Source organism: Arthrobacter sp. 754, assembly GCF_040548695.1.
GTDB lineage: Bacteria > Actinomycetota > Actinomycetes > Actinomycetales > Micrococcaceae > Arthrobacter.
On record NZ_JBEPSC010000005.1, the window covers coordinates 190,625 to 215,982 of the forward strand.

Consider the following 25,358-nt stretch of genomic DNA (forward strand, 5'->3'; position numbering starts at 1 on the left):
CCTGACGGCGGCCGGTAACGTCAGGATCACCCCATGCTTAGTTTGTACAACCACGACAGGAACACCCCATGAGCCAGACCGACACAACCGTCAACGGCACCGCCTCCCGTAAACGCGCCCGCTGGAACGCCACCGACCTCGGCCTGATCGCCGTCTTCGCCGCGCTGGTGGCAGGCTCTGCACTGGTGCCCGGCATCGCGGCCAACGTGTTCGGCATACCGATCACTTTCCAGACCCTCGCGGTGATGCTCACGGGCCTGATGCTGGGCCCGGCCCGGGGCTTTGCCGCCGTCGGCCTCTACACGCTGCTGGGGCTTGCCGGCCTGCCGATCTTCAGCCAGGGCCGCAGCGGCCTGGGCATCCTGGCCGGACCGTCGGCCGGCTACATCATCGCCTTCCCGATCGCTGCGGCCCTGGTGGGCTGGCTGGCCACTGTTGTCATCCGGCGCACCTCGCGCGCTCGGGCGCTGTGGTTCTTCGCCGCTGCCATGGTGACCAGCATTGCGGTGGTGCACACCCTCGGCATCATCGGGATCGCCATCAACACCAAGACGGAACTGGGCCAGGCGATTGTGGCGGACCTGATTTTCTACCCCGGCGACGTGATCAAGAACATCCTCGCTGCAGTGATCGCCGTTGCCCTGCACCGCGCGTTTCCCGATGTCCTGGTCCGCCGGGTGAAGCGGATCCACAACTAGCCCCCCGCCATGGCAACCATTTCCTTCCACCAGGCATCAGTGGCTGTTGCCGTCGACAACCGCCCGGAGCCAAAATCCCTCCTTGCGGACATCGCCCTCGAACTGACTGAGCAGCGAATCGGCGTGATCGGCGCGAACGGGTCCGGTAAATCCACACTGCTGCGGATGGTCAACGGCCTGGTCCAGCCCACCTCCGGCGCGGTGCTGGTGGACGGCGCGGATACTGTCGGCGCCGTGCGGGCGGTCCGCAGGCAGGTGGGCTTTGTCTTCACTGATCCCCTCTCGCAGCTCGTCATGCCCACCGGCCGCGAAGATGTTGAACTGTCGCTCCGGCGCTCGGTCCGCAACGGCCAGGAACGCCGGCGGTTTGCGGAGGCTACGCTGGACCGGTTTGGGCTGCTCCCTCTCGCCGACCAGAGCATCTACGAGCTCTCCGGCGGGGAGCGCCAGCTGATGGCCCTCGCTGCTGTCCTCGCGGTTAATCCGTCCGTGCTGGTCCTGGACGAACCGTCAACCCTCCTGGATCTGCGCAACCGGGAGCTCCTGCGCCGCACACTCTCCGGACTGGACCAGCAGATCATCATGTCCACTCATGACCTTGACCTGGCGCTGGACATGGACCGCGTGCTGGTCATTGAGGCGGGCAGGGTGGTGTTCGACGGCGGCCCGGCAGCCGCCGTAGACGCTTACCGGGCACTGGCCACCCACGGGCTGGCTGCGCCGTGAGGGGACACGGTTTCCTGCTGGCCAACTACGTGCCGGGAGACTCGGTCATCCATCGGACGCCGCTTGCCGTGAAATTCCTGCTGGTGGTGGGGTGCGGGCTGGCATCCTTCCTGGTGGTTGACTGGCTGGTGTCGGCGGCGGTTTTCACGATCCTGTGCGGGCTTTACCTGCTCACAGGTGCCGGTCCGCGCAGGCTCCTCGGAGCAGTCCGGCCCCTGCTGTATGTTCTGCCGGTAATCGGCCTCTTCCAGTGGTGGCAGCTGGGCGGGCCCACCGCAGCCCGGATCCTCCTGAACATCCTGGTCTGCATTGTCGCGGCGTCCCTGCTGACGGCAACCACGCCCATGCAGCGGCTGCTGGACGGTGTGGTGTCACTGGCCAGGCCGTTCCGCCGTTTCGGCGCCGACCCGGAGCGTTTCGCCCTGACCATCGCCATCATGCTCCGAAGCATCCCCTACATCGCCGGCGCCTTCGCGGACGTCCGTGACTCCGCCCGGGCCCGCGGCCTGGAGCGGAACCCGCGCGCACTGGTCCTGCCCGTCTTCATCACCACCGTGGCGTTCGCGCGCCAAACGGGTGAGGCGCTGGCTGCCCGGGGACTCGGCGAGGCCGAGGACTGACGGTCGCCCCATCGAGGGGCGACTTCCCGGTGCTAAGACGGTTCCTCAGCTCCGAGACCTCGCCGCTCGATCCGTTCGTAACGCAGCAGCGCGGCCGTGCCCATCCCTCCGGCGATGCTGATCATGGCCAGCGCCAGGACGCCGTGCTCCCCGGCCCGCCGAGCCTGGGCCAGCAGCCGGGTCACCAGCACTGCCCCTGACGCACCGTAGGCGTGGCCCAAAGCCAGCGCACCGCCGTCGAGGTTGACCCTCTCCGGATCGACCCCGAGATGGTCCAGGCATGCAAGAGCCTGCGACGCGAAGGCCTCATTGAATTCCACCAGGCCGATAGCGGCAGCGGACAGGCCCGAGGCCGCCAGCATGCGCTGAGCGGCCACCGCGGCACCGATGCCCAAGAGCCTTGGCTCAACGCCGGCGGTGTCGGTGGCCAGGATAAGGAGTCCGTCCGGCGCACCCAGCTCCCGGGCCCGCTGCAGGGAGGTAATCACGACGGCGGACGCGGCGTCCGCGTCAAAGCACGAGTTTCCGGCGGTGACAGTTCCCCCCTCAACGAAGGCCGCCGGGAACCGGGCCAGGACCGCCGCGGTGAGCCCGGGGCGGGGACCGTCGTCGGCGCAGACAACTCCGGCCGGAGTTTGCAGCGGGGTTATCTCACCCTCGAACGTCCCGGCCCGGCTTGCCGCTACGGCGCGCTGGTGGCTGGCGAGGGCAAACGCATCCTGCCGCTCCCTGCCGATCCCGAAGCGGGCGGCCACGTTTTCGGCGGCTACACCCATGTCGGGGTCGCCAAAGCTGTCCGGCACGAACCGGGCACGGCTGAAAAAGTCCGGTTCGCCGCCGTCGGTCCGGTGGGCCCGCAAGGGGGCTGTGCTGATGCTCTCCACTCCCCCGGCGAGATACAGGGGGTTTCCGCCGGCGGCCACCAGCCGGGAGGCCAGGACGATGGCGTCAAGTCCTGAACCGCACTGCCGGTCCACGGTCAGGCCGGGCACGCTGACCGGGAGCCCGGCCTCCAGCAGGGCCAGTCGGGCTACATTGCCGCCGCCGCCCACGGCATTGCCGATCACCACGTCCGTAACGGATTCGGGCGGAACGTTGCCCTCGTCGAGCAGCTGTGCCAGGACCGGCGCCAGCAATTCATGGGCACGCAGGTCCTTCAGCGCACCGTTCGCCCGGCGGACCGCTGTGCGCCGGGCCCCAATGATCACCGGCTGCCGGTCGGCAGGCAGCAGGTCAGCGTTCAAGGTGCCGGGCCCGCCGGTCACGGGATCCGATCCATTCGAGCAGCATGTTACGGCTGACCTTTCCGCGGTCCGTGGTGGGGAGCTCGGACAGGGCAAAGTACTGGTGTGGGCGCTTGTCGCGGGGCAGGATGCCTTCGAGTCCGGCCTTGAGCTGGGTAGCTGTGACTCCCCCGTGTGCGGCGACTACGCCTGCCACCACCCGTTGTCCGCGGACGTCGTCCGGCATGCCGGCAGCCACCGCGGCAGCGACACCCGGAACCGAGGCAAGGGCCAGCTCCACCTCATGCGGGTAGACGTTCTTTCCCGAGGTCAGGATCATGTCCGAGCGGCGGCCGAGGATGTGAAGTTCGCCGTCAGAAAGGTAGCCCTGGTCGCCCACGGTGAACCAGCCGTCGAAGGAGCGGAGTGCGTGGCCATCGTCACCCCAGAGGTAACCGTTGCTGACCATGGGGCTGCGGACGCAGATATTTCCGGCTTCGCCGGGGGCCAGTTCGGAACCGTCGTCGTCGAGGATCCTGACTTCGACGCCCGGAAACGGGTGACCGATGCCCGTGCCGCCGGCGTCCAGCTGCTCTCCGGCCGCCAGCCCGGCACCGGAGACAAAGCTGAGTTCAGAGGCGCCGTAGTATTCGAAGATCGTGGCGTTCGGTGCCCAGCGCCGCGCAGCTTCGAGGGTGCGGGCGTCCAGCTTGGAACCGGCGCAGATGATGGTTTTCACGCCGGAGGCGTCGACGCCGCCGGTCAGTCCGCGTTCGCTGAGCAGCCGCAGCATGGTGGGCACGAGCACCAGCCGGGTGACGCCGTCGTGCGTGATGGCGGCGTGGACATCCCCGACATCGAAACTTTCCAGGGTCTGGAACTGGGAGCCGGCATACAGGCATTCCGCCAGGGCGTAGAGGTTCAGGCTGGAGACCAGCGGGCCGGGGGCAAGGGTGACATCGTCTCGGCGGAGGCCGAAGAACTCGATGGAAGCGTCGAAGGAATGCTGCCAGGAGGCGCGGGACCGGGTAAACGCCTTCGGCACCGAGGTGGTACCGGACGTCAGGCCGATGAGGAATGTCGTCTCCGGCGGTCCGTCAGCCAGGGCGTCATCCACGGAAACCGGGACCGGCCGGGCCGACTCGGCCAGCCGCTCAAGAATTTCCTCATGCAGCGCAGGAGGCCAGGCCGGATACAGGACTGCACACTGGCGCCCGCCGGCCAACGCAGCGGCGAACCGGACCGGGAAGTCAATTGAATTCCCTTCCGCGAGCACTGTGACGCCTGCCGTGGCGGGGACAGCTGCCGCCGCAGAGTCCCGAAGGTCAGCCCAGCTGAGCCACCGGCCCGCCACCACAACAGCGGTGTCATCGGGGCGTTCGTTGGCCCAACGCTGGATCTTATCGAGAAAAGGCATCGACCCAACTTTACCGGCCGGGCTCCGTTAGCGACTGCCGGTAAAGGCTATTGTGACTTTATGAGCTTCAATGACAACGTCCAGCTGGACCCCACCCAAGTACAGGACCGGCGTGGGATGGGCCGCGGCGCCAAAGTCGGCGGCGGCATCGGAGGCGGCCTCATCCTCCTGATAGCCGCCCTCCTCGGCGTCAACCCCGCCCTGCTCGAGGGCCTGACCGGCGGCGGTACCGCCGAACAGAGCCAGGGCACGGCCCCGGCCTGCGCAACGGGGGCGGACGCCGACGCGCGGCTCGATTGCCGGATTACCGGAACGGTCAACAGCCTGAACGCCTTCTGGCCGGCCTACCTCAAGGACTACAACGTCCAGTACCCCCAGCCCGAGACCGTCATCTTCACCGGCGGGACAAACACGGGATGCGGTGCGGCGACGAGCGCCGTTGGCCCCTTCTACTGCCCTGCCGACACCACCGCATACTTCGACCCCGGGTTCTTCCAGGAACTGGTTGACCGGTTCGGTTCCTCCGGCGGGCCGCTGGCCCAGGAATACGTAGTTGCACACGAATTCGGGCACCACATCCAGAACGTGCTGGGCAACCTCGACCGGGCCCAGCAGGATCCGCAGGGCCCAGAATCCGGCGCCGTCCGCGTTGAGCTCCAGGCTGACTGCTACGCCGGCCTGTGGACCCGCTACGCCACCACCCAGCCCGATCCCAAGACAGGTCAGCCCTTCCTGGAGCCCCTGAAGGAGCAGGACCTGAAGGACGCCCTGTCCGCCGCTTCAGCGGTAGGCGATGACCGGATCCAGGAAGCCGCGACCGGGCGGGTGTCCCCCGAAGCCTGGACTCACGGCTCCAGCGAACAGCGCCAGAAGTGGTTCTACCAGGGCTACACCTCCGGGGACATCAACCAGTGCGACACCTTCGCGGCACCCACGCTCTAAAAGCTGCCTGCGGGTGGTACGACGACGGCCGGTTACCTTCGCGGGGAAGGTAACCGGCCGTCGTCGTAATGGGTGTACTCCCGGCGGGGCGGGAATCAGATGTTGAAGCCGAGGGCCCGCATCTGGTCCTTGCCGTCATCGGTGATCCGTTCCGGCCCCCACGGCGGCATCCAGACCCAGTTCAGGCGCCATTCATCCACAATGCCATCCAGGGCCTTGCCTACCTGCTCCTCGATGACATCGGTGAGCGGGCAGGCGGCCGTGGTGAGCGTCATGTCGATCAGCAGGGCGCCGTCGTCGTCGGAGTATTTGAGGCCGTACAGGAGCCCCAGGTCGACGATGTTCACGCCGAGCTCGGGGTCGATGACGTCCTTCAGTGCCTCTTCGACATCTTCGAGGCCCGTGCGGGCCGCTTTGATTTCGGTCATGGCAAGTCCTTACTAGGCCTGTGCGGCGGCGATGGTGGCTGCGCCGGCGCCGGTGGCGTAGCGGTCGTAGCCTTCTTCTTCGAGGCGGTCCGCGAGCTCCGGGCCGCCTTCTTCAACAACCTGGCCGTCAACGAAGACGTGGACGAAGTCAGGCTTGATGTAGCGCAGGATGCGCGTGTAGTGCGTGATGAGCAGCGTGCCCATGTTGCCTTCGGAGTGGGCGCGGTTCACGCCTTCGGAGACAACCTTCAGGGCGTCAACGTCCAGGCCTGAATCGGTTTCGTCCAGGATGGCGAACTTCGGCTTGAAGAGTTCCAGCTGGAGGATCTCCACCCGCTTCTTCTCGCCGCCGGAGAAGCCTTCGTTGACGTTGCGCTGGGCGAAGTCGGCGTCGATGCGCAGCTGCGCCATGGCGTCCTTGACTTCCTTGGTCCAGGTGCGCAGCTTGGGTGCTTCGCCGTCAATGGCGGTCTTCGCGGTCCGCAGGAAGTTGGTCATGGAGACGCCGGGAACCTCGACGGGGTACTGCATGGCCAGGAAGACACCGGCGCGGGCGCGCTCGTCAACGCTCATCGCGAGGACATCTTCGCCGTCGAGCGTGATGGTTCCGCTGGTGACCTTGTAGCGCGGGTGGCCGGCAATGGTGGATGCCAGGGTGGACTTGCCCGAACCGTTGGGGCCCATGATGGCGTGGGTCTGACCGGTCTTGATGGTCAGGCTGACGCCCTTCAGGATCTCCTTGGTGCCCTGCTCCGTGTCAATGCTGACGTGCAGGTCCTTGATCTCAAGAGTAGACATAGGTCTTGTTCTCCTCTGCACCGTGCCCTCCGGCTGCGGTGCGGTCTGTATCTGGAAGTTTGGTTCTGTTGCTGTGTGCCGGGGTGTTCTCCGGCTGGCGGGGTGATGCTGCTAGCTGAAGTTCGGGGCTTCGGCTCCGTTGAGGACGTTCGTGAAGTCCACGTAGACCTCGTCACCGCGTATTTCGACGGCGAACACCGGAACGGGATCGTAGGCCGGAAGCTGGAGCGGCTCACCGCTGCGCAGATCGAACTGGGAGCCGTGGCCCCAGCATTCGATCATGCAGCCTTCAACTTCGCCCTCGGACAATGAGATGTCCGCGTGCGAGCAGGTGTCCCCGATGGCGTGGATCTCTCCCATGGAGTCCTTGACGATGGCTACGGGGTAGTCATCGATCAGGATCCGCAGCGCCTGCTTGAGCTGGATTTCATCCGTCTTGCAGACAAATTCGCCCTTTGGCTGGTCAGTCATCTGTTTCCCGTGCCGTCTAGTTGTTCGTCACGGCGAGTTCGCGCTCAACAGCGTCGGTCAGCCGCTCTTCGAGGGCGGGAACCTTGATCTGCTGGATGATCTCGTGCAGGAAGCCACGGACCACCAAGCGGCGGGCAACGTCTTCCGGAATGCCGCGTGCCATCAGGTAAAACAGGTGCTGGTCATCCAGGCGGCCGGTGGCGCTGGCGTGCCCGGCTCCCTTGATGAGGCCGGTTTCAATCTCCAGGTTGGGCACGGAGTCCGCGCGGGCACCGTCCGTGAGCAGCAGGTTGCGGTTGGCCTCGTAGCTGTCGGTGCCTTCGGCTTCCTTGCGGATCAGGACGTCGCCCACCCACACCGCGTGGGCATTGCGGCCCTGCAGTGCGCCCTTGTACAGGACGTTGGAGGTGCAGTTGGCCACGGCGTGGTCAACGAACAGGCGCTGTTCCAGGTGCTGGCCGGCGTCGGCGAAGTACAGGCCGAACATTTCCGCTTCGCCGCCCGGTGCGGTGAAACGTGCGGACGGCGTGACGCGGACCAGGTCCCCGCCGAGGCTGACAACGACGTGCTTGAGCTTGGCGTCGCGGCCGATCTTCGCCTGCTGGGAGGAGGCGTGAACGGCGTCGTCGTTCCATTCCTGGAGCGAGACCACCGTCAGGTCGGCACCGTCTTCGACAACAATCTCGATGTTTTCCGAGACAACAGCCGAGCCCTGGTGGTCAAGGACCACCACGGACTTGGAGAACTTCTGCGCCACGATCACCAGGTGCTGGGCGGCTGCCGCAGTGTCCTGGCCGGTGATGAGCACCGTGATCTCGGCCGCGGCTTCGAACTCGGCCGGGATTGTGAGGACGGTGGCTTCGCTGAAGTTTTCCCAGGCGTTGGCGGACACGCGGTCCTCCGGGATGCCTGCGGAGCCGATGCGCTTGTCGTCGCGGGACACAGTCTCCACCGTGACCTGCTCCGGGCCGCTGACAGTGACGGACGGTGCCGCACCGTTCAGGACGTCGCTGTGGAGGCCGCGAAGACGCTTGAGCGGAGTGAACCGCCAGTCCTCTTCCATGCCGGTGAGCGGCTTGAAGTCCGCCAGCTTGTAGGAGGTCAGACGGCCGGCGCGTGAACTGTCCGGAACGCCGACTCCGCCGCCGTGCGAGTGACGCTTGACCGCTTCGCCGGCAAGCGGAGCCTTGGAAGCTGCCGCGTTGATCGGAGACAGGCTTTCGCCTTCTTCGGTGAAGCCGTTGATGAACGGCTGGGCTGAGGGGGCGCCGATGCGGGCCTTTTCAGTAGTGATTTCAGTCATCGTTATCCGACGGACCCTTCCATCTGCAGTTCAATCAGGCGGTTCAGCTCAAGTGCGTACTCCATGGGGAGTTCGCGGGCGATGGGCTCGATGAAGCCGCGGACGATCATCGCCATGGCCTCGTCTTCGCGCATGCCGCGGGACATCAGGTAGAAGAGCTGCTCTTCGCTGACCCGTGAAACGGTTGCTTCGTGACCCATGACCACGTCATCCTCGCGGATGTCGATGTACGGGTAGGTGTCCGAACGGCTGATGGTGTCCACCAGCAGCGCGTCACAGCGGACCGTGTTGGCCGAGTGCTTGGCACCTTCGCGGACCTGGACCAGGCCGCGGTAGGCAGCACGTCCGCCGCCGCGGGCAACTGACTTGGAGATGATGGAGCTCTTGGTGTTCGGAGCGATGTGGACCATCTTCGAGCCGGTGTCCTGGTGCTGGCCGGCGCCGGCGAAGGCGATGGACAGGGTCTCGCCCTTGGCGTGCTCGCCCACCAGGTAGACGGCCGGGTACTTCATGGTGACCTTCGAGCCGATGTTGCCGTCAACCCACTCCATGGTGGCGCCTTCTTCGCAGATGGCACGCTTGGTCACCAGGTTGTACACGTTGGTGGACCAGTTCTGGATGGTGGTGTACCGGACGCGGGCGCCCTTCTTGACGATGATTTCCACGACGGCGGAGTGCAGCGAATCCGAGGTATAGATCGGCGCCGTGCAGCCTTCGATGTAGTGGACGTAGGAGTCCTCGTCGGCGATGATCAGGGTCCGCTCGAACTGGCCCATGTTCTCGGTGTTGATGCGGAAGTAGGCCTGCAGCGGGATGTCCACGTGGACGCCCTTGGGGACGTACACGAAGGATCCGCCGGACCAGACGGCCGTGTTCAGTGAGGCGAACTTGTTGTCGCCCACGGGAATGACGGTGCCGAAGTATTCCTGGAAGATCTCCGGGTGCTCACGCAGCGCGGTGTCGGTGTCCAGGAAGATGACGCCCTGCTGTTCGAGGTCCTCGCGGATCTGGTGGTACACCACCTCGGACTCGTACTGGGCGGCCACACCGGATACCAGGCGGCTGCGCTCGGCTTCCGGGATACCCAGTTTCTCGTAGGTGTTCCGGATGTCCTCGGGCAGGTCTTCCCAGGTTGCGGCCTGCTTCTCCGTGGAGCGGACGAAGTACTTGATGTTGTCGAAGTCGATGCCGGAAAGGTCCGCACCCCAGGTGGGCATGGGCTTGCGGTCGAAGTACTTCAGGCCCTTCAGGCGAAGGTCGAGCATCCATTCGGGCTCGCTCTTTTTGTCCGAGATGTCCCGGACAACTTCGTCATTGATGCCGCGTCGGGCGTTCGCGCCGACGTCGTTCTTGTCGGACCAGCCGTACTCGTACGTGCCGATGCCATGGAGCTCAGGATTCTTTTCCAGAATCTCGGAGATCACAGTGTCTTCGGCTACCGCTTTCTCTGATAGTTGGTCCGTCATCACGGCCTTTCTTGCTGATGGTTGTTTACTTCAACCAGGCTGGCGGTGGCGGTCCGGGGGAGTTTTGATCCTCCGGCGGCCAGCCGGCCTGTGGGTATATGGGTGGTGCAGACGTGCCCGCCGCGTGCCAGCGTGGAGAGCCGGCGAACATCGACGCCTACCAGCCTTGAGAAGACTTCGGTTTCGACGTCACAGAAGACCGGGAACTGGGCGGCGAGCTGCTGGATGGGGCAGTGCCCTTGGCAGAGCTGGACGCTGGAGAGGGCTGCCGGCAGCGGGGCCTTGGCCTGGATCTCCGCGGCTGAGGCCACAAACCCGTCCCTGGTCAGGGCTTTGGAGAGAGCACGCGCCCTGGCGGTAATGTCCGTTCCGGCCTCGTCGACCTCCGGCGCGTAGCGGGTTTCCATCTCGGAAAAACGGTCGACGGCGAACTGGCGGACTGCTTCGTCGCCCGCCACGGCCTGGAGCTGCTTAAGCGCCAGGGTGGCGATATCGAGGTAGTCGTTACCGAGGGATGATTGCCCCTGGGAGCTCAGGACGTAACGGCGGGCAGGGCGCCCTGCGCCGGCTCCGGCCTTTGCCACACGCTTGACCTCGATGACACCGCTGCGCGAGAGGTGGTCGAGGTGGCGGCGCACGGCGGCGGGGGTGAAGCCCAGGAGGTCGCCGAGTTCAGCGGCGCTGACCGGGCCATGTTCCAGGACGGCGCCGAGGACGCGGTCCCGGGTGCGCTCGTCTGCATCAGCCACCGGCACGGCGGCGATGTGACCGCGCTCAGCGGTGGCGCGTGGCGCCCCGTGCCCGGCAAAAGGCACAGCAGTAGCATTGCTCATGGAATACACAACACAATCATGTCGTAATTTACTCCCCCCTTCCAGTAAGGGGAGGCTGACCTGCGGCCGGAGTCCAGCCTCCTCCTGTTACTACATCCCGTAGAATGCTGGGGTGCGATCCCCCGAATCCCCGGTTCTGACCATCAGCGGGCTCATTAAGGATGTTGGTCCGCTGGCCAGCCTGGACGGCAAGATGCTCCGGGTGGTGAGCGGCGTTTCCCTTGTCGCCGAACGCGGCCAGGTCACAGCCCTCCTGGGTGCCAACGGAGCGGGAAAAACAACCACCATCGAGTGCGCCCAGGGCTTGCAGAAGCGTACCGGAGGAAACATATCGCTGCTGGGCCACGACCCCTCCCAGGCAGGCGCGGGGCTGCGGGCGCGCGTGGGCGTGATGCTTCAGGACGGCGGGCTCCCGCCGTCGGCCCGTCCCATTCCGCTGCTGCGGCACGTCGCCGGAATGTACGCGAAACCGCGTTCCGTCGATGACCTGGTCGGGCGGCTCGGCATAGACGGCTTCAGCAGGACCTCGGTGCGCCGGCTCTCCGGCGGACAGAAGCAGCGGCTGGCGTTGGCGGCGGCCTTGATCGGGAACCCCGAGGTGCTCTTCCTCGATGAGCCCAGCGCAGGCCTGGACCCACAGTCGCGCCAACTGGTCTTTGACCTGATCGGAGAACTGCGGAACGCCGGGATGGGGATCATCCTGACCACCCACCTGATGGACGACGCCCAGCGGCTGGCAGACTACGTTTACATCATCGACGCCGGCAGGAACGTCGCGGAGGGCACTGTTCCCCAGTTGCTCCAGCGGGACCCGGTGGTCGAAGAGGGCATGGAGCACGTCCGCACCCTCGTTTTCGAGGCACCCGCGGGGCTCGACCTCGCCGGAGTGCTGCCGGCAAACATCAAGATCACCGAGACACGGGCAGGCAGTTACATTGCCTCGGGCCCTCTGGGCCCACCCGATCTTGCCGCGTTGGCGTCGTGGTGGGCAGCCCACAACATCATGCCCGGCTCCCTGAGCCTGCAGGCCCGAAGCCTGGAGGATGTTTTCCTCGACGTCTCAGGAAAGGACACCAAATGACCAAGGCGCCGTACCCGGCCTCGGCCGGCACCTCGGCCCCAGGGACGCCCGCCTCCCAGGCGCCGGCTTCCCTGGCGCGTCGCATTTTGCTGCAGGGACGCTACGAGTCCCTGGCGATGCTCAGGAACGGCGAACAGCTGATTCTGGCCGTCGTCCTCCCGCTCCTCGCCCTGGTGGGCCTGACGGTGACTCCCTTCCTGGACGGCCTCGGGGCAAGCCGTGTGGACGTGGCTGTGCCCGGCATCCTGGCTCTGTGCGCGATGTCCACCGCGTTTACCGGCCAGGGAATCGCTACGGGCTTTGACCGGCGCTACGGTGTTCTCCGTTTTCTGTCCACCACTCCCCTGGGCCGCGTGGGCCTCATAGCCGGCAAGGTGTTGGCTGTCCTGGTTGTCCTCTGCCTGCAGGTGGTGGTGGTGACCCTGGTGGCGCTGCCCCTGGGTTGGCAGCCGCCCGCCGCCGGATGGCTCCCGGGATTGTCCCTGCTGGTCCTTGGCGCGGCTGCCTTCACTGCTTTGGGGCTGCTGGTGGCAGGTACGGTCCGCCCCGAAGCAACCCTCGCCATTACCAACCTGTTGTGGATCCTGCTGGGCGCGTTGGGCGGCATCGTCATCCCGGCCGAACGGCTGCCGGGGCCCGCGCAGGGAATTGTGCACTATTTGCCTTCCGGCGCACTCGGGGAGTCCTTGCGCGGGGCCTTCCTCTTCGGCACCGTTGATATGGGTGCCGCCTTTATCCTGCTGGCCTGGACAGTTCTTGCCGGTGCAGCAGCCATCCGTTGGTTCAAGTGGAATTGAGATATACGTGAGCACGGCTTCACGCCTTCCCCAGATCGCAGGCAGCCTCATCGCGAGGCTTCCCCGCACTGTTGACGCCCGGGTCCGCCGCCTTGCGGTGGCATCCCTCGTCGGCCAGACGCTGTTGGTGGTTACCGGTGGCGCTGTCCGGCTGACGTCATCCGGCCTTGGCTGCCCCACCTGGCCGCGCTGTACCGACGGCTCTCTGGTGAATACGCCTGAAATGGGGATCCACGGGTTCATCGAATTCGGTAACCGCCTTCTGACCTTCGCACTGGCCGCCGTTGCCGTGCTGATGCTCGTCTACCTGTGGAACCTGCGGAAGGAACGCAAAGATCTCTTCCTGCTGGCACTGGGGCTGCTGGCCAGCATCCCGGCCCAGGCCGTCATCGGCGGGATCACGGTCCTCACCAACCTCAATCCCTGGGTGGTGGGACTGCACTTCCTGGTCTCCATGGCGCTGGTGGTCATAGCCACCCTCCTGATCAACCGTGCCTTCGGCAGGACCGGCCGCTACGCAACCCTCCGGCTCCCCGCCTTGCCCGCCGTCCTGCGCCCGGTGGCGGCCGCCGTCGCGCTTTTCTCCGCAGTGGCGGTGATGCTCGGAGTGGTGGTCACGGGCGCAGGCCCGCACGCCGGGGATGCCGATGCGCCCCGCAACGACCTCGACTGGGACCTGTTCTCACACATCCATGCAGTGCCTGCCTACCTGATCACCGCCGGGACGCTATTCGCGCTCGTGCTCGTTTTCAGCCGCAGGATTACCGGGCCTTTCCGGACCGCCGCTTTGCTGCTGCTTGCCGTCACCCTCCTTCAGGGCGTTATCGGCTTCACGCAGTATTACAACGGCATTCCCGCATTGTTGGTGGGTGCGCACATGCTTGGCGCGGCACTGCTGATGAGCGCAGCGACAAACGCCGCCGACGTCGCGCGTTCCAGCCCGCAGAAGTAGTCCCGCCCTTTCAGTGTTGCGCTGACATGCCGCTTGACGACAGGCGCCCCGGTTCACGACGAACCGGGGCGCCTTCAGTTAACCGCACGCTCTGGCACATCCTGCAACGTTTCTTGCGACGCTCTGGCACATCCTGCGGCTTTTCCTGCGACGCATTGGCAGGTCCTGCAACAAAAAGGAAAACCCTCCTGCACCTGAACAGTGCAAGAGGGTTTCCGGATTTCCCACGGGTAGTGCAAGAGCGTCCGGGAATAACGTGCAGGAAGTGCCAGAGCGTCTTAGCCGATAATGGCGGACCCGACGAACGGATCCACGGCGAGGGCGATGAACAGCAGGGTCAGGTAGCTGATGGAGCCGTGGAAGACCTTCATCGCTCCCTTGTCCTGGATGTCCTCGCGCTGTGCCCGGTTGTACAGGCCGTGGGATTCGTAGAGGAACCAGGCTCCGGCGAGGACCGCGGTGACCGTGTACACCCAGCCGGCGCCGCCCGCGGGGACCATCAGCAGCGAGCACGCCACCATGGCCCAGGCGTAAAGGACCACTTGGACGGAAACCACCTTGGCGCCGGCAATGGCGCCGAGCATGGGGACGTTGGCCTTGCGGTAGTCCTCGCCGTAGCGCATGGACAGGGGCCAGTAGTGCGGGGGCGTCCAGAGGAAGATGACCATGAACAGGATGACGGCCGGCCACTCAACGGTGTTGGTGACCGCGGCCCACGCAATCAGCACCGGGAAGCAGCCAGCGGCCCCGCCCCACACAATGTTCTGCGCCGTGCGGCGCTTGAGGATGATCGAGTAGATGACCACATAGAAGAAGATGGCACCGAATCCGAGCCACGCGGACAGCGGGTTAGCGCCGAACCAGAGGATGACGATGGCGGCCGCGCCCAGCAGCCACGAGAAGATCAGGGCCTCACGGGGTGTCACCTCGCCGGTGACGAGGGGACGCTTCTCGGTGCGGTGCATCAGTTTGTCGATGTCGCGGTCTATGTAGCAGTTGAAGGCGCCGGCGCTGCCCGCCGCGAAGGCGCCGCCCACCAGCGTGGCAAGGATCAGCCCGATGGAGGGGAATCCCCGCTCCGCATAGATCATGGTCGGCAGGGTACTGACCAGCAGCAGCTCGATGACCCGGGGCTTGGTGAGGGCGAGATACGCCTTTGCCTTGCGGGCAATCCCGGCTCCCCCGCCGGTGCGGGAAGCGTTAAGCGGCGTATCAGTTGTGCTCACGGTGGCAGTCACCCGTTCTGGTTGGTAATTCTCTGTCTGGCTGTACAGCTGTATGGTGCAGGCGCTATGCCAGGCATTTCACGGATTCACCATGGCCGGGTTCGCGCAGCGGCCGGATGTCTCCGAAAGTCCTCGCGGACGTGCGGTTTCCGGCCCAAGCCTTCGAATATCATACCGTGCCGGGTTCACCGCCACGGGCGCCTGATAGGCCCAGATGATTGCTCGAACGCTGATTCGAGCAGATTAACTCAACCTCACGGAATGCTTATTCACATAAGGGGAAATTGCGTCCACTACGTGAGATTTGCGCTGACCGGAGAGTGGAATCGAGCTAAGCTGTCACCAGATCAGCACACAGCGGGGAATGCATCGGAAAACGCATTCCCGACGCCGGTGCCTGAGTGATAGATCAAACGTTTCGATGGTGAACGGCTGGTACACACCGCAGCGGGCACCACAGCGTGCCCCGGGACCGGATCCCGTGTGCAGCCCACCGTCAGCACAGAGAGGGGCCCGGTTTTCGTGCCACATTTGGAAGAGCAAGAACTGTCATGGACCAGCTTGGACCAGCGCGCGGTGGACACCATCCGCGTTCTGGCCGCAGACGCCGTGGAGAAGGTCGGTAACGGCCACCCCGGAACGGCCATGAGTCTGGCCCCGGCTGCATACCTTCTCTTCCAGAAGCTCATGCGGCACGATCCGCGTAACCCGGACTGGCTGGGCCGCGACCGTTTCGTCCTGTCTCCGGGCCACACCTCCCTGACCCTCTACATTCAGCTGTTCCTCTCCGGCTACGGCCTGGAACTAAAGGACCTTGAAGCCCTCCGTACCTGGAATTCCCTGACCCCGGGCCACCCGGAATACAAGCACACCGCCGGCGTGGAGATCACCACCGGCCCGCTCGGCCAGGGCCTGGCGTCCTCGGTCGGCTTCGCGTACTCCCAGCGCCGCATGCGCGGCCTGTTCGACGCCGATGCTGCCGCCGGCGAGAGCCCGTTCGACCACACCATCTGGGTCATTGCCTCCGACGGCGACCTCCAGGAAGGTGTCACGGCCGAGGCCTCCTCGCTTGCCGGCCACCAGGAATTGGGCAACCTCGTGGTCATCTACGACGAGAACCACATCTCCATCGAGGACGACACCGACATCTCCTTCACCGAAGATGTCCTCAAGCGCTACGAGGCCTACGGCTGGCATACCCAGCGCGTGGACTGGACCAAAACGGGCGAATACAAGGAAGACGTCCAGGAGCTGTACTCAGCCCTGGTGGCCGCTAAGGCCGAGACGTCAAAGCCCTCCATCGTGTCGCTGCGCACCATCATCGGCTACCCGGCTCCGAAGAAGCAGAACACCGGCAAGATCCACGGCTCAGCCCTGGGCGCCGAAGAGGTTGCAGCGCTCAAGGAGGTCCTCGGCTTCGATCCGGCCAAGTCCTTCGACGTTGACCAGGAAGTCCTGGCCCACGCCCGCTCCGTGGTCGACCGCGGCGCCGCGGCCCACAAGGAATGGGAAGAGTCCTTCAACGCCTGGCAGGCAGCCAACCCGGAAGGCGCCTCCCTCCTGGAGCGCGTCGAGTCCAAGGAACTGCCAGAAGGCGTGGACGCAGCCCTTCCGGTCTTCCCGGCCGGCAAGGACGTCTCCACCCGGGCGGCCTCCGGCAAGGTGCTCAACGCACTCGGTCCGGTCATGCCCGAACTCTGGGGCGGTTCAGCGGACCTCGCAGAGTCCAACAACACCACCATTGAAGGCTCGCCGTCGTTCGTTCCTGCCTCCAAGCAGACTGACGCATGGTCCGGCAACCCCTACGGCCGCGTCCTGCACTTCGGCATCCGCGAGCACGCTGCGGCGTCGATCGTGAACGGCATCTCCCTGCACGGACGGACCCGCGCGTTCTCCGGCACGTTCCTGATCTTCAGTGACTACCAGCGGCCCGCCATCCGCCTCGGCGCCCTCATGGGTGTCCCGTCGCTCTACGTGTGGACGCACGACTCCATCGGCCTCGGTGAAGACGGCCCCACCCACCAGCCGGTGGAGCAGCTCGCCTCGCTCCGCGCCATCGTGGGACTGGACGTTGTCCGCCCCGGCGATGCCAACGAAGTCGCTGCAGCATGGAAGACCATGCTGGAGAACCACGAGAACCCGGCCGGCATCGTGCTCACCCGCCAGAACATCCCCACCTACGCCCGTGGTGAGGGAACGGCCGACGGCGACACGTTCGGTTCCGTTGCCGGCGTCGCCAAGGGCGGCTACGTTCTGGCCGAAGCCTCCAAGGATGGCGCCACCGTACCGGCCGACGTCATCCTGATCGGCACCGGTTCCGAGGTCCAGCTGGCCGTCCAGGCCCGCGAAGCCCTCCAGGCTGACGGCATCGCGGCACGCGTTGTCTCGATGCCGTGTGTTGAGTGGTTCAACAAGCAGGACGCCGCCTACCGCGAATCCGTCCTCCCGGCCGCCGTCAAAGCCCGGGTATCGGTCGAAGCCGGCCTGGCCCTCGGCTGGCGCGAATTCGTCGGCGACGCCGGCCGTTCCGTCTCACTCGAGCACTACGGCGCTTCCGCTGACTACAAGCGCCTTTTCCAGGAGTTCGGCATCACCGCGGAGGCCGTTGCCTCCGCAGCCAAGGACTCCCTCGCTGGCCTCCAGGCCTGAAACAGATTCCAGGAGATATAAAAATGACTACGCCTACTCAGCAGCTTTCCGACGCCGGAGTGTCCATCTGGCTTGACGACCTTTCCCGCAGCCGCCTCGAGACCGGGACCCTGCGCAAGCTCATCGAAGAGAAGAACGTTGTTGGTGTCACCACCAACCCGTCCATCTTCCACGCCGCCATCACGGCAGGCACGGACTACGACGCCACCATCGCGGCGCAGGCCGCTGCCGGCGCCAGCGTCGAGGACACCATCTTCGAAATCACCACCACGGACGTGGCCGATGCCTGCGACCTCTTCGCACCGGTTGCCGCAGCGACCAAGGGCGTCGACGGCCGCGTGTCCATCGAAGTTGACCCGCGCCTTGCCTGGGACACTGCCGGCACCATCGCCGAGGCCAAGCACCTGTACAAGAAGGTCAACAAGGACAACGTCCACATCAAGATCCCGGCAACCCTCGAAGGCCTGGAAGCGATCACCGCCACCCTGGCCGAGGGCATCAGCGTCAATGTGACCCTGATCTTCTCGCTGGAGCGGTACCGGGCCGTCATCAACGCGTTCCAGTCCGGCCTGGAGCAGGCCAAGGAGAACGGCCACGACCTCTCCAAAATCCACTCGGTCGCGTCGTTCTTCGTCTCCCGCGTTGACTCCGAAATCGACAAGCGCCTCGATGCCCTCGGCACCGACGAGGCCAAGGCACTCAAGGGCAAGGCCGGCGTCGCAAACGCCCGCCTGGCCTACCAGGTGTACGAAGAACTCTTTTCCACGGAGCGCTGGGCACTGCTGGCCGAGGCCGGCGCACTCCCCCAGCGCCCGCTGTGGGCATCGACCGGCGTCAAGGATCCGGCCTACCCGGACACCCTTTACGTCACGGAGCTCGTTGCCCCCGGCGTGGTCAACACCATGCCGGAGAAGACCCTGGACGCCACCTTCGACCACGGCGTGGTCACCGGCGATACCGTCACCGGCACGTATGCCGACGCCAACGCCACTCTGGACGCCCTCGAGAAGCTGGGCATTTCCTACAACGAGGTCGTCGCGCTCCTCGAATCCGAAGGCCTCGACAAGTTCGTGGCCAGCTGGAAGGAACTGCTGGCCGACGTCGAAGGTGCACTCGCCGCCGCACGGAAGGCTTCCTAACCCCTTATGAGCACACTCAGCTACGACGCCACCGGTGCCGCACAGCAGGCACTCGAGCAGCACCTCCCCGCCCTGGTCGAGGACCGCGTTGCCACCCGGATCTTCGCCAAGGACCACACACTGTGGGGTCCCGACGCCGAAGCCGAGTCGGCAGTACGCCTCGGCTGGGTTGAGGCGGCCACCGTCTCCCAGCCCCTGGTTGCGGACATCCTTGAGCTCCGCGACGCCCTGAAGGCAGAAGGCGTCACCCGGATCGTGCTTTGCGGCATGGGCGGATCTTCCCTCGCTCCTGAGGTCATCGCCGGCACCGCCGGCGTCGAGCTGACTGTTCTGGACAGCACGGACCCCGACCAGGTCCGTGCTGCCCTTGCGGACCGGCTGGCCGAGACCGCGATTGTGGTCTCCTCCAAGTCCGGTTCCACCCTGGAAACCGACTCGCAGCGCAGGATCTTCGAACACGCCTTCAACGAGGCTGGGCTCGATGCAAAGAGCCGGATCATTATCGTGACCGATCCGGGCTCCCCGTTGGACAAAGCATCCCGCGAAGCCGGCTACCGTGCCGTCTTCAACGCAGACCCCAACGTGGGCGGCCGCTATTCAGCGCTGACAGCGTTCGGCCTGGTCCCCTCGGGCCTGGCCGGCGTGGACATCCAGGCCTTCCTGGACGAGGCTGAGGAAGCTGCCGAGGTCCTGAACGAGGACGCCGCCGAGAACATCGGGCTGGCCCTTGGAACTGCCCTGGGCGGCACCAGCCCGCTGCGGAACAAGATTGTCATCGCCGAGGACGGTTCCGGCATTGTGGGCTTCGCTGACTGGGCCGAGCAGCTCATCGCCGAATCCACCGGAAAGCTCGGCACCGGCGTCCTGCCTGTCGTCGCAGGTCCGAACTCGCCGGAGGTCACCTCCGGTGCAGCCGATGTCCTGGTGGTGCGGCTGGTAGCCGCAGATGCCGACGTCGAGCTCGGTGAGAACGAAGTGGCGATCGCCGGCGGCCTGGCCACCCAGATGATGGTGTGGGAATTTGCCACCGCCGTCGCCGGCCGCCTGCTGGGCATCAACCCCTTCGACCAGCCGGACGTGGAGGCCGCCAAGATAGCCGCCCGGGGTCTCCTGGACGCCCAGCCCGAACCCACGCCCGCCGCGTTCGTTGACGGCGCCATTGAGGTCCGGGGCGGGGACTGGCTCCGTGGCGCAGCCACCGCGGAGGAAGCCATCGGAGCCCTCCTCGGCACGCTCGACGACGACAGCTACCTCAGTGTCCAGGCTTACTTCGACCGGCTGGCGTTCGCGCAGCTGGAAGGCATCCGAGACGAACTCGCCGCCGTCAGTGGCCGCCCGGTCACGTTCGGCTGGGGACCGCGGTTCCTGCACTCCACCGGACAGTTCCACAAGGGCGGCCCCGCTATCGGCGTGTTCCTCCAGGTCACCGCGGCTCCCGCCGAGGACCTGGCCATCCCGGACCGTCCCTTCACCTTCGGGGAACTGATTTCCGCGCAGGCTGCGGGCGACGCCCAGGTCCTGGCCGGCCACGGCCGCCCCGTCCTGCGTCTGCACCTGACCGATCGCGCGGCCGGCGCGGCCCAGCTGCAGGAAATCATCGCAGCGCTTGCCGCACGCTCAGCCTCCGTCACTGAAAGCTAAGGCACAACAACAGCCATGCCAGAAACCGAATACGGCAACAGGTCCGCGCGTTCCAGGTCAGGGCGCAATCCGCTTCGGGATCCGCGTGACCGCCGTCTGAACCGGATTGCCGGTCCGTCCTCGTTGGTGCTCTTTGGAGTGACCGGTGACCTCGCCCGTAAGAAGCTCTTGCCGGCGGTGTATGACCTGGCGAACCGGGGGTTGCTGCCGCCGAGTTTCGCGTTGGTGGGATTTGGCCGGAGGGACTGGAGCGACGCTGATTTCGCCGCCGAGGTTAAGTCGTCGGTGAAGGCCTACTCGCGGACCGCGTTTGACGAGGCGGTGTGGAACCAGCTCGCCGAGGGTATCCGTTTTGTGCAGGGCGGTTTCGACGACGACGACGCGTTCGAGCGGCTGGGTGAGGTCACCGGGGAACTCGATGAGACCCGTGGTACCCGCGGGAACCATGCGTTCTACCTCTCCATCCCGCCGAAGGCTTTTGAGCAGGTCTGCCGGCAGCTGTCCAAGCACGGCCTGGCGCAGGCTGACGGGGACAAGTGGCGGCGGGTGGTGATCGAGAAGCCGTTCGGCCATGACCTGGAGTCGGCCCGGCAGCTGAACGACATCGTCGAGTCGGTGTTCCCGGCAGACGCGGTGTTCCGGATCGACCACTACCTGGGCAAGGAAACGGTCCAGAACATCCTGGCTTTGCGGTTCGCGAACCAGCTGTTCGAACCGTTGTGGAACGCGAACTATGTGGACCATGTCCAGATCACCATGGCCGAGGACATCGGCACCGGTGGCCGTGCAGGGTATTACGACGGCGTGGGCGCGGCCCGCGACGTGATCCAGAACCACCTTTTGCAGCTGCTGGCCTTGACCGCGATGGAGGAGCCCATTTCCTTCAACGCCGATGACCTGCGGGCGGAGAAGGAAAAGGTCCTGGCCGCGGTCAAGCTCCCGGAGGACCTCTCCACCCATTCTGCGCGCGGGCAGTTCGCCGGCGGCTGGCAGGGCGGGGAACAGGTCCAGGGCTACCTGGAGGAAGAAGGCATCCCGGCTGATTCCACCACCGAGACGTTCGCGGCGATCCGGGTGGACATCAACACCCGCCGCTGGTTCGGTGTGCCGTTCTACCTCCGGGCCGGCAAGCGGCTGGGCCGGCGCGTGACCGAAATCGCAGTGGTCTTCAAGCGCGCCCCCAACCTGCTCTTCCGCGACCACGGCGAGGACGACTTCGGCCAGAACGCCGTGGTCATCCGGGTCCAGCCCGATGAGGGCGCCACCATCCGTTTCGGGTCCAAGGTCCCGGGCACGCAGATGGAGGTCCGGGATGTGACCATGGACTTCGGGTACGGGCACTCGTTCACCGAATCCAGCCCGGAGGCGTACGAGCGGCTGATCCTGGACGTTCTGCTTGGGGAGCCGCCACTGTTCCCGCGGCACGCCGAAGTGGAGCTGTCCTGGAAGATCCTTGACCCGTTTGAAGACTTCTGGGCCGAACAGAACAAACAGCCCGAACCCTATGCTCCGGGCAGCTGGGGCCCCGCCTCGGCGGACGAGCTGCTGGCCCGCGACGGACGAACCTGGAGAAGGCCATGATTGTTGACCTGCCGGACACCACCACCTCGAAGATCTCCAAGAAAATCACGGCGCTCCGTGACCAGGGCGGCGTGATCGCCCTGGGCCGGGTCCTGACCCTGGTCGTGGTCACCCGCTCCGGGCTCGAGGAGGAAGCGATCGAGGCGGCCAACGAGGCCAGCCGCGAACACCCCTGCAGGATCATCGTCCTGGCCGACGCCGGCGCCAAGGCACCGAACCGGCTCGACGCCCAGATCAGGGTTGGCGGGGATGCCGGCGCGTCCGAGGTCATTGTCCTGCGCGGCTATGGCGAACTGGCACACGAAAGCGAATCCCTGGTCGCTGGGCTGCTGCTCCCTGACGCCCCGATCGTGGCCTGGTGGCCGCACGGAGCGCCGGAGAACGCGTGCGAAACCTCCGTCGGGCGGATCGCGCACCGCCGGATCACCGACTCCGCCAACGAACCGGACCCCCAAAAAGCGCTGGAAAACATCCGGGCAACCTACAAGGCCGGTGACACCGACCTCGCCTGGACCCGGCTGACCAACTGGCGGATCCAGCTCGCCGCCGTCCTGGACCAGGTGGACCCCTCACCGGTGACCGCCGTCGCCGTCGAAGGCGCCTCCGACTCACCGTCCACCATCCTGCTGGCGGCGTGGCTCACCCTTGCCCTGGACGCGCCGGTCACGATCGTCGCCGACCCTGCCGGGACCGGCATCCGCCGCGTCCGGCTCAGCCGCCCCGGGGGGGACGTGCAGCTCTTCCGTCCCGGGCTCTCGGTTGCTGAACTCACGCAGCCCGGACAGCCCGCCCAACGTATCTCCCTGCCCCGACGCAGCCTCCGCGACTGCCTCGCAGAAGAGCTGCGCCGCCTCGACCCCGACGAGGTGTTCGGGGAAGTGATTACTATTGGACTGCCACGTACCAATCTAAGGAGCGTCCGACCCAGTGAGCGTTGAGCCAAGAGTAAGCATCCATCCCGATTCGTCCGTCCTGATGGCCGCCATCGCGGCCCGCCTGATCACCAAGCTGGTGGATGTGCAGGACAAGTACGGTGAGGCCACGGTGGTGCTGACTGGCGGCACGGTGGGCATTGGCACGCTGAAGGCGGTTGCCGATTCTCCGGCCGCAGGCGCCGTGGACTGGTCCAAGGTGAACTTCTGGTGGGGCGACGAGCGGTTTGTCGCCGCCGAAGATCCCGACCGCAACACCAGGCAGGCATTCGATGCCCTGCTGTCGCACATCCCGGTTGACCCTGCCAGGATCAACGAGCCCGGGTCCTCCGACGACTTTGGAAGCCCGGAAGAGGCCGCAGAGGACTATGCCCGCAGGCTCCAGGAGGCAGCACGGGCCGAACATGCAGCCGACATGTCAGATGACAGGCCCGATGACCCCGGGGTCCTGCCGCGGCTGGATGTTGTATTGCTCGGCGTTGGTCCGGACGCGCACGTTGCGTCGCTCTTCCCCGAACAGGCCGGGATCCGGGAGAAAGACCGGATGGTGGTGGGCGTCCGCAATTCCCCCAAGCCGCCGCCGCAGCGCGTCTCCCTGACGCTGCCTGCCATCAACACCGGCGCTGAGGTCTGGATGGTGGTGGCCGGCGAAGACAAGGCCGGAGCGGTGGGCCTTGCCCTGGCGGGGGCCAACCCTGTGCAGGTGCCGGCCGCCGGTCCGCGGGGTACATCCCGGACCTTGTGGCTTATCGACGAAAACGCGGCTTCACGGGTCCCGCGGCAGCTCGTCCGGAAGGACGCGGCCGGCGCGTAGTCTCTCCAACGCTCCGGCCAGGACCGCTTCGGCGTCCTGGTCGGAGCGCCGTTCTTTAACGTATTCGAGGTGGCTTTTGAAGCCGTCCTCCAACGGCTCAAGCCCGGCGGCTTCCTTGCCGGCCCGGGACGCCTGGCACCCGCACCGCCGGCAGTCCCACACAGCCGGAATCTGCTCGTCCGGCAGCCGGAGGAAAACAAGCTGGGTCTCATGCCCCTTCGGGCACCAAAAAGAAACGCGGATGCGCGGCAATCTTTCACCCGGTGCAGCTTCAGACTGGTTCTTTGGACCTGCTCCTTCAGTGACACCCACCCGGGTGCCACGGAACGCTGACGCACTATGAACCATCGGGACTCCTGACTGCTTGGCACATTGCTGCTTACACGACATTGTGGTTAAACGACACTGTGGCTGTTGGGAGCCAACAGCCACAGTTTAGTTCGGAGATCCCGGCTACGGCAGTGCCGGAGAGCGATAAGTTGCAGGGGTCAGGAGTCCCCGGCGCCGCTGAACCGCATGATCAGGCCCAAGCCGATGATGACGACGCCCCAGGTGACACCCAGAACAATGGTGAACCTGTTCAGGTTCCGCTCGGCCACGCCTGAAGAACTGAGCCCGGAACTCATGCCGCCGCCGAACATATCCGACAGCCCGCCGCCCCGTCCCTTGTGAAGCAGGATGAGGAGGGTCAGCAGAAGACTGGTGATTCCCAGGAGGATCTGCAGGATGACTTGAAGAACGTCCACGACGGCCTTTCAGAAAGATTGGAAGTGCGGGAGCCGGAGGCTGTGTACGGACTAGTCCGTCAACAGGTGACTCTCGAACCTGACAATATTAGCAAACTCCGCGGGATCGAGGCTGGCGCCGCCCACCAACACGCCGTCGACGTCCCGCTCGTTGAGGATGGCGGCAACGTTGTTCGCCTTGACCGAGCCGCCGTAAAGGAGGCGGATCTTCGCCGCGACGTCGTCGCCGAAGATGGTGGCCAGTTCGGCGCGGATGGCCGCACACATCTCCTGCGCGTCCCCGGGGCCGGCCACTTCGCCGGTGCCGATAGCCCAGACAGGCTCGTAGGCAACCACCAGGGTGGCCGCCTGCTCCGGGGTCAGCCCTGCGACGTCCGCGCGCAGCTGGTCCAGGGTGTGCTGGACGTGGGTCCCGGCCTGCCGGACTTCCAGGCCCTCCCCCACGCAGAGAATAGGCGTCACACCATGCTTGTAGGCAGCCTTGACCTTGGCGTTCAGGACCTCATCGGACTCGTTGTGGATGGTCCGGCGTTCGCTGTGCCCCACCAGTACGTACCTGCAGCCGAGCTTGTTCAGGAACTGGCCCGAAATGTCGCCGGTGTAGGCACCTGAATCGAACTGGGAAAGGTCCTGGCCGCCGTAGGCAATGTCCAGTTCATCGCCCTGGACCAGGGTCTGCACACCACGGAGATCGGTGAAGGGAGGAAAGACAGCAACCTCGACCCGGCTGTAGTCATGCTTGGCGTCGGACAGGGTCCAGGCAAGTTTCTGCAGAAGCGTGATCCCCTGGACATGGTCCATGTTCATCTTCCAGTTGCCTGCGATGAGGGGGGTGCGGTCGAAGGCACCGTTCGTTGACGTAGTCACATGTTCTC

General features: G+C 65.7%; 25 protein-coding genes. 13 read left to right on the forward strand and 12 right to left on the reverse strand.

Annotated features, from left to right (window positions below; translation table 11 throughout):
• The first annotated feature begins 68 nt into the window (after positions 1 to 68).
• From ABIA70_RS15635 to ABIA70_RS15645, 3 genes are read left to right on the forward strand one after another with little or no spacing between them, the layout of a single operon-like run.
• Positions 69 to 698, forward strand: a complete 630-nt coding sequence (locus ABIA70_RS15635; protein ID WP_354148482.1) for a biotin transporter BioY — start codon at positions 69 to 71, stop codon at positions 696 to 698.
• 9 nt (positions 699 to 707) lie between these two features.
• Positions 708 to 1,424 (forward strand): energy-coupling factor ABC transporter ATP-binding protein, encoded by a 717-nt coding sequence (locus ABIA70_RS15640; RefSeq protein WP_354148483.1) that lies wholly within the window; start codon positions 708 to 710, stop codon positions 1,422 to 1,424.
• Positions 1,421 to 2,044: an energy-coupling factor transporter transmembrane component T family protein gene (locus ABIA70_RS15645; protein WP_354148484.1), complete on the forward strand. Its 624-nt coding sequence runs from the start codon at positions 1,421 to 1,423 to the stop codon at positions 2,042 to 2,044. Before ABIA70_RS15640 ends, ABIA70_RS15645 begins: the two co-directional genes overlap by 4 nt.
• 32 nt (positions 2,045 to 2,076) lie before the next feature.
• On the opposite strand, the gene ABIA70_RS15650 is transcribed toward ABIA70_RS15645, so the two are convergent.
• Positions 2,077 to 3,309 carry a thiolase family protein gene (locus ABIA70_RS15650; protein WP_354148485.1) on the reverse strand — a complete coding sequence of 411 codons (1,233 nt, stop codon included), beginning with the start codon at positions 3,307 to 3,309 and terminating at the stop codon, positions 2,077 to 2,079.
• On the reverse strand, positions 3,278 to 4,684 hold the full coding sequence (locus tag ABIA70_RS15655; protein WP_354148486.1) for a class I adenylate-forming enzyme family protein: 1,407 nt from the start codon (positions 4,682 to 4,684) through the stop codon (positions 3,278 to 3,280). Before ABIA70_RS15655 ends, ABIA70_RS15650 begins: the two co-directional genes overlap by 32 nt.
• A gap of 60 nt (positions 4,685 to 4,744) precedes the next feature.
• On the opposite strand from ABIA70_RS15655, the gene ypfJ reads away from it, so the two are divergent.
• Positions 4,745 to 5,626, forward strand: coding sequence for a KPN_02809 family neutral zinc metallopeptidase (gene ypfJ / locus ABIA70_RS15660; protein ID WP_354148487.1), 882 nt, complete (start codon positions 4,745 to 4,747; stop codon positions 5,624 to 5,626).
• 95 nt (positions 5,627 to 5,721) lie between these two features.
• Here ypfJ and ABIA70_RS15665 read toward each other — a convergent pair whose 3' ends face one another.
• The 6 genes from ABIA70_RS15665 to ABIA70_RS15690 form a co-directional block, all read right to left on the reverse strand.
• Positions 5,722 to 6,054, reverse strand: a complete 333-nt coding sequence (locus tag ABIA70_RS15665) for a metal-sulfur cluster assembly factor (protein ID WP_354148488.1) — start codon at positions 6,052 to 6,054, stop codon at positions 5,722 to 5,724.
• 12 nt (positions 6,055 to 6,066) lie between these two features.
• Entirely contained in the window at positions 6,067 to 6,852 is a 786-nt protein-coding gene (sufC, locus tag ABIA70_RS15670) for a Fe-S cluster assembly ATPase SufC (protein ID WP_354148489.1), read from the reverse strand.
• 111 nt (positions 6,853 to 6,963) lie between these two features.
• A complete protein-coding gene (locus tag ABIA70_RS15675) occupies positions 6,964 to 7,323 on the reverse strand; it encodes a non-heme iron oxygenase ferredoxin subunit (RefSeq protein WP_354148490.1) in 360 nt (119 codons plus the stop codon).
• A gap of 16 nt (positions 7,324 to 7,339) precedes the next feature.
• Positions 7,340 to 8,626, reverse strand: a complete 1,287-nt coding sequence (gene sufD, locus ABIA70_RS15680) for a Fe-S cluster assembly protein SufD (RefSeq protein WP_354148491.1) — start codon at positions 8,624 to 8,626, stop codon at positions 7,340 to 7,342.
• A 2-nt stretch (positions 8,627 to 8,628) separates the two neighbouring features.
• The gene (gene sufB / locus ABIA70_RS15685) at positions 8,629 to 10,092 is read right to left on the reverse strand and encodes a Fe-S cluster assembly protein SufB (protein WP_108599660.1); all 1,464 of its coding nucleotides are present in this window, start codon (positions 10,090 to 10,092) and stop codon (positions 8,629 to 8,631) included.
• Entirely contained in the window at positions 10,092 to 10,925 is an 834-nt protein-coding gene (locus tag ABIA70_RS15690; RefSeq protein WP_354148492.1) for a helix-turn-helix transcriptional regulator, read from the reverse strand. The genes sufB and ABIA70_RS15690 overlap by 1 nt, the downstream gene beginning before the upstream one ends.
• A gap of 112 nt (positions 10,926 to 11,037) precedes the next feature.
• Here ABIA70_RS15690 and ABIA70_RS15695 point away from each other — a divergent pair, with 112 nt between their 5' ends.
• The 3 genes from ABIA70_RS15695 to ABIA70_RS15705 are packed head-to-tail and all read left to right on the forward strand — an operon-like array spanning position 11,038 to position 13,755.
• On the forward strand, positions 11,038 to 12,006 hold the full coding sequence (locus ABIA70_RS15695; RefSeq protein WP_354148493.1) for an ABC transporter ATP-binding protein: 969 nt from the start codon (positions 11,038 to 11,040) through the stop codon (positions 12,004 to 12,006).
• The gene (locus ABIA70_RS15700) at positions 12,003 to 12,803 is read left to right on the forward strand and encodes an ABC transporter permease (protein ID WP_354148494.1); all 801 of its coding nucleotides are present in this window, start codon (positions 12,003 to 12,005) and stop codon (positions 12,801 to 12,803) included. Before ABIA70_RS15695 ends, ABIA70_RS15700 begins: the two co-directional genes overlap by 4 nt.
• Positions 12,804 to 12,810: 7 nt before the next feature.
• Positions 12,811 to 13,755, forward strand: coding sequence for a COX15/CtaA family protein (locus ABIA70_RS15705; protein ID WP_354148495.1), 945 nt, complete (start codon positions 12,811 to 12,813; stop codon positions 13,753 to 13,755).
• A 278-nt stretch (positions 13,756 to 14,033) separates the two neighbouring features.
• Here ABIA70_RS15705 and ABIA70_RS15710 read toward each other — a convergent pair whose 3' ends face one another.
• A complete protein-coding gene (locus tag ABIA70_RS15710; protein WP_354148496.1) occupies positions 14,034 to 14,993 on the reverse strand; it encodes a heme o synthase in 960 nt (319 codons plus the stop codon).
• Positions 14,994 to 15,512: 519 nt separating this feature from the next.
• On the opposite strand from ABIA70_RS15710, the gene tkt reads away from it, so the two are divergent.
• The 6 genes from tkt to pgl are packed head-to-tail and all read left to right on the forward strand — an operon-like array spanning position 15,513 to position 23,737.
• Positions 15,513 to 17,630 carry a transketolase gene (tkt, locus tag ABIA70_RS15715; RefSeq protein WP_354148701.1) on the forward strand — a complete coding sequence of 706 codons (2,118 nt, stop codon included), beginning with the start codon at positions 15,513 to 15,515 and terminating at the stop codon, positions 17,628 to 17,630.
• Positions 17,631 to 17,653: 23 nt separating this feature from the next.
• Entirely contained in the window at positions 17,654 to 18,769 is a 1,116-nt protein-coding gene (tal, locus tag ABIA70_RS15720; RefSeq protein ID WP_108600556.1) for a transaldolase, read from the forward strand.
• A gap of 6 nt (positions 18,770 to 18,775) precedes the next feature.
• Entirely contained in the window at positions 18,776 to 20,410 is a 1,635-nt protein-coding gene (locus ABIA70_RS15725; RefSeq protein ID WP_354148497.1) for a phosphoglucose isomerase-related protein, read from the forward strand.
• A gap of 15 nt (positions 20,411 to 20,425) precedes the next feature.
• Positions 20,426 to 21,991, forward strand: coding sequence for a glucose-6-phosphate dehydrogenase (zwf, locus tag ABIA70_RS15730; protein ID WP_354148498.1), 1,566 nt, complete (start codon positions 20,426 to 20,428; stop codon positions 21,989 to 21,991).
• A complete protein-coding gene (locus tag ABIA70_RS15735) occupies positions 21,988 to 22,929 on the forward strand; it encodes a glucose-6-phosphate dehydrogenase assembly protein OpcA (protein ID WP_354148499.1) in 942 nt (313 codons plus the stop codon). Before zwf ends, ABIA70_RS15735 begins: the two co-directional genes overlap by 4 nt.
• 37 nt (positions 22,930 to 22,966) lie before the next feature.
• Positions 22,967 to 23,737, forward strand: coding sequence for a 6-phosphogluconolactonase (gene pgl, locus ABIA70_RS15740; RefSeq protein WP_502917222.1), 771 nt, complete (start codon positions 22,967 to 22,969; stop codon positions 23,735 to 23,737).
• Here pgl and ABIA70_RS15745 read toward each other — a convergent pair.
• The 3 genes from ABIA70_RS15745 to tpiA all read right to left on the reverse strand — a co-directional run bounded on the left by ABIA70_RS15745 (position 23,690) and on the right by tpiA (position 25,350).
• Positions 23,690 to 24,127 carry an RNA polymerase-binding protein RbpA gene (locus tag ABIA70_RS15745; RefSeq protein ID WP_502917218.1) on the reverse strand — a complete coding sequence of 146 codons (438 nt, stop codon included), beginning with the start codon at positions 24,125 to 24,127 and terminating at the stop codon, positions 23,690 to 23,692. The two genes, pgl and ABIA70_RS15745, sit on opposite strands and share 48 nt — an antisense overlap.
• Positions 24,128 to 24,225: 98 nt before the next feature.
• Positions 24,226 to 24,483: a preprotein translocase subunit SecG gene (gene secG, locus ABIA70_RS15750; protein WP_354148502.1), complete on the reverse strand. Its 258-nt coding sequence runs from the start codon at positions 24,481 to 24,483 to the stop codon at positions 24,226 to 24,228.
• A 51-nt stretch (positions 24,484 to 24,534) separates the two neighbouring features.
• A complete protein-coding gene (gene tpiA / locus ABIA70_RS15755) occupies positions 24,535 to 25,350 on the reverse strand; it encodes a triose-phosphate isomerase (RefSeq protein WP_354148503.1) in 816 nt (271 codons plus the stop codon).
• Positions 25,351 to 25,358: the final 8 nt, after the last annotated feature.

Bases quoted from the DNA above. Each gene is read 5' to 3' on its own strand.
- ABIA70_RS15635 (WP_354148482.1), top strand. From the start codon at position 69: ATGAGCCAGACCGACACAACCGTCAACGGCACCGCCTCCCGTAAACGC.
- ABIA70_RS15735 (WP_354148499.1), top strand. From the start codon at position 21,988: ATGATTGTTGACCTGCCGGACACCACCACCTCGAAGATCTCCAAGAAA.
- ABIA70_RS15725 (WP_354148497.1), top strand. From the start codon at position 18,776: ATGAGCACACTCAGCTACGACGCCACCGGTGCCGCACAGCAGGCACTC.
- ABIA70_RS15665 (WP_354148488.1), bottom strand. From the start codon at position 6,054: ATGACCGAAATCAAAGCGGCCCGCACGGGCCTCGAAGATGTCGAAGAG.
- ypfJ (WP_354148487.1), top strand. From the start codon at position 4,745: ATGAGCTTCAATGACAACGTCCAGCTGGACCCCACCCAAGTACAGGAC.
- sufB (WP_108599660.1), bottom strand. From the start codon at position 10,092: ATGACGGACCAACTATCAGAGAAAGCGGTAGCCGAAGACACTGTGATC.
- zwf (WP_354148498.1), top strand. From the start codon at position 20,426: ATGCCAGAAACCGAATACGGCAACAGGTCCGCGCGTTCCAGGTCAGGG.
- ABIA70_RS15655 (WP_354148486.1), bottom strand. From the start codon at position 4,684: ATGCCTTTTCTCGATAAGATCCAGCGTTGGGCCAACGAACGCCCCGAT.
- ABIA70_RS15745 (WP_502917218.1), bottom strand. From the start codon at position 24,127: ATGTCGTGTAAGCAGCAATGTGCCAAGCAGTCAGGAGTCCCGATGGTT.
- ABIA70_RS15675 (WP_354148490.1), bottom strand. From the start codon at position 7,323: ATGACTGACCAGCCAAAGGGCGAATTTGTCTGCAAGACGGATGAAATC.
- ABIA70_RS15640 (WP_354148483.1), top strand. From the start codon at position 708: ATGGCAACCATTTCCTTCCACCAGGCATCAGTGGCTGTTGCCGTCGAC.
- sufD (WP_354148491.1), bottom strand. From the start codon at position 8,626: ATGACTGAAATCACTACTGAAAAGGCCCGCATCGGCGCCCCCTCAGCC.
- ABIA70_RS15700 (WP_354148494.1), top strand. From the start codon at position 12,003: ATGACCAAGGCGCCGTACCCGGCCTCGGCCGGCACCTCGGCCCCAGGG.
- tal (WP_108600556.1), top strand. From the start codon at position 17,654: ATGACTACGCCTACTCAGCAGCTTTCCGACGCCGGAGTGTCCATCTGG.
- ABIA70_RS15690 (WP_354148492.1), bottom strand. From the start codon at position 10,925: ATGAGCAATGCTACTGCTGTGCCTTTTGCCGGGCACGGGGCGCCACGC.
- sufC (WP_354148489.1), bottom strand. From the start codon at position 6,852: ATGTCTACTCTTGAGATCAAGGACCTGCACGTCAGCATTGACACGGAG.
- pgl (WP_502917222.1), top strand. From the start codon at position 22,967: ATGGCCGCCATCGCGGCCCGCCTGATCACCAAGCTGGTGGATGTGCAG.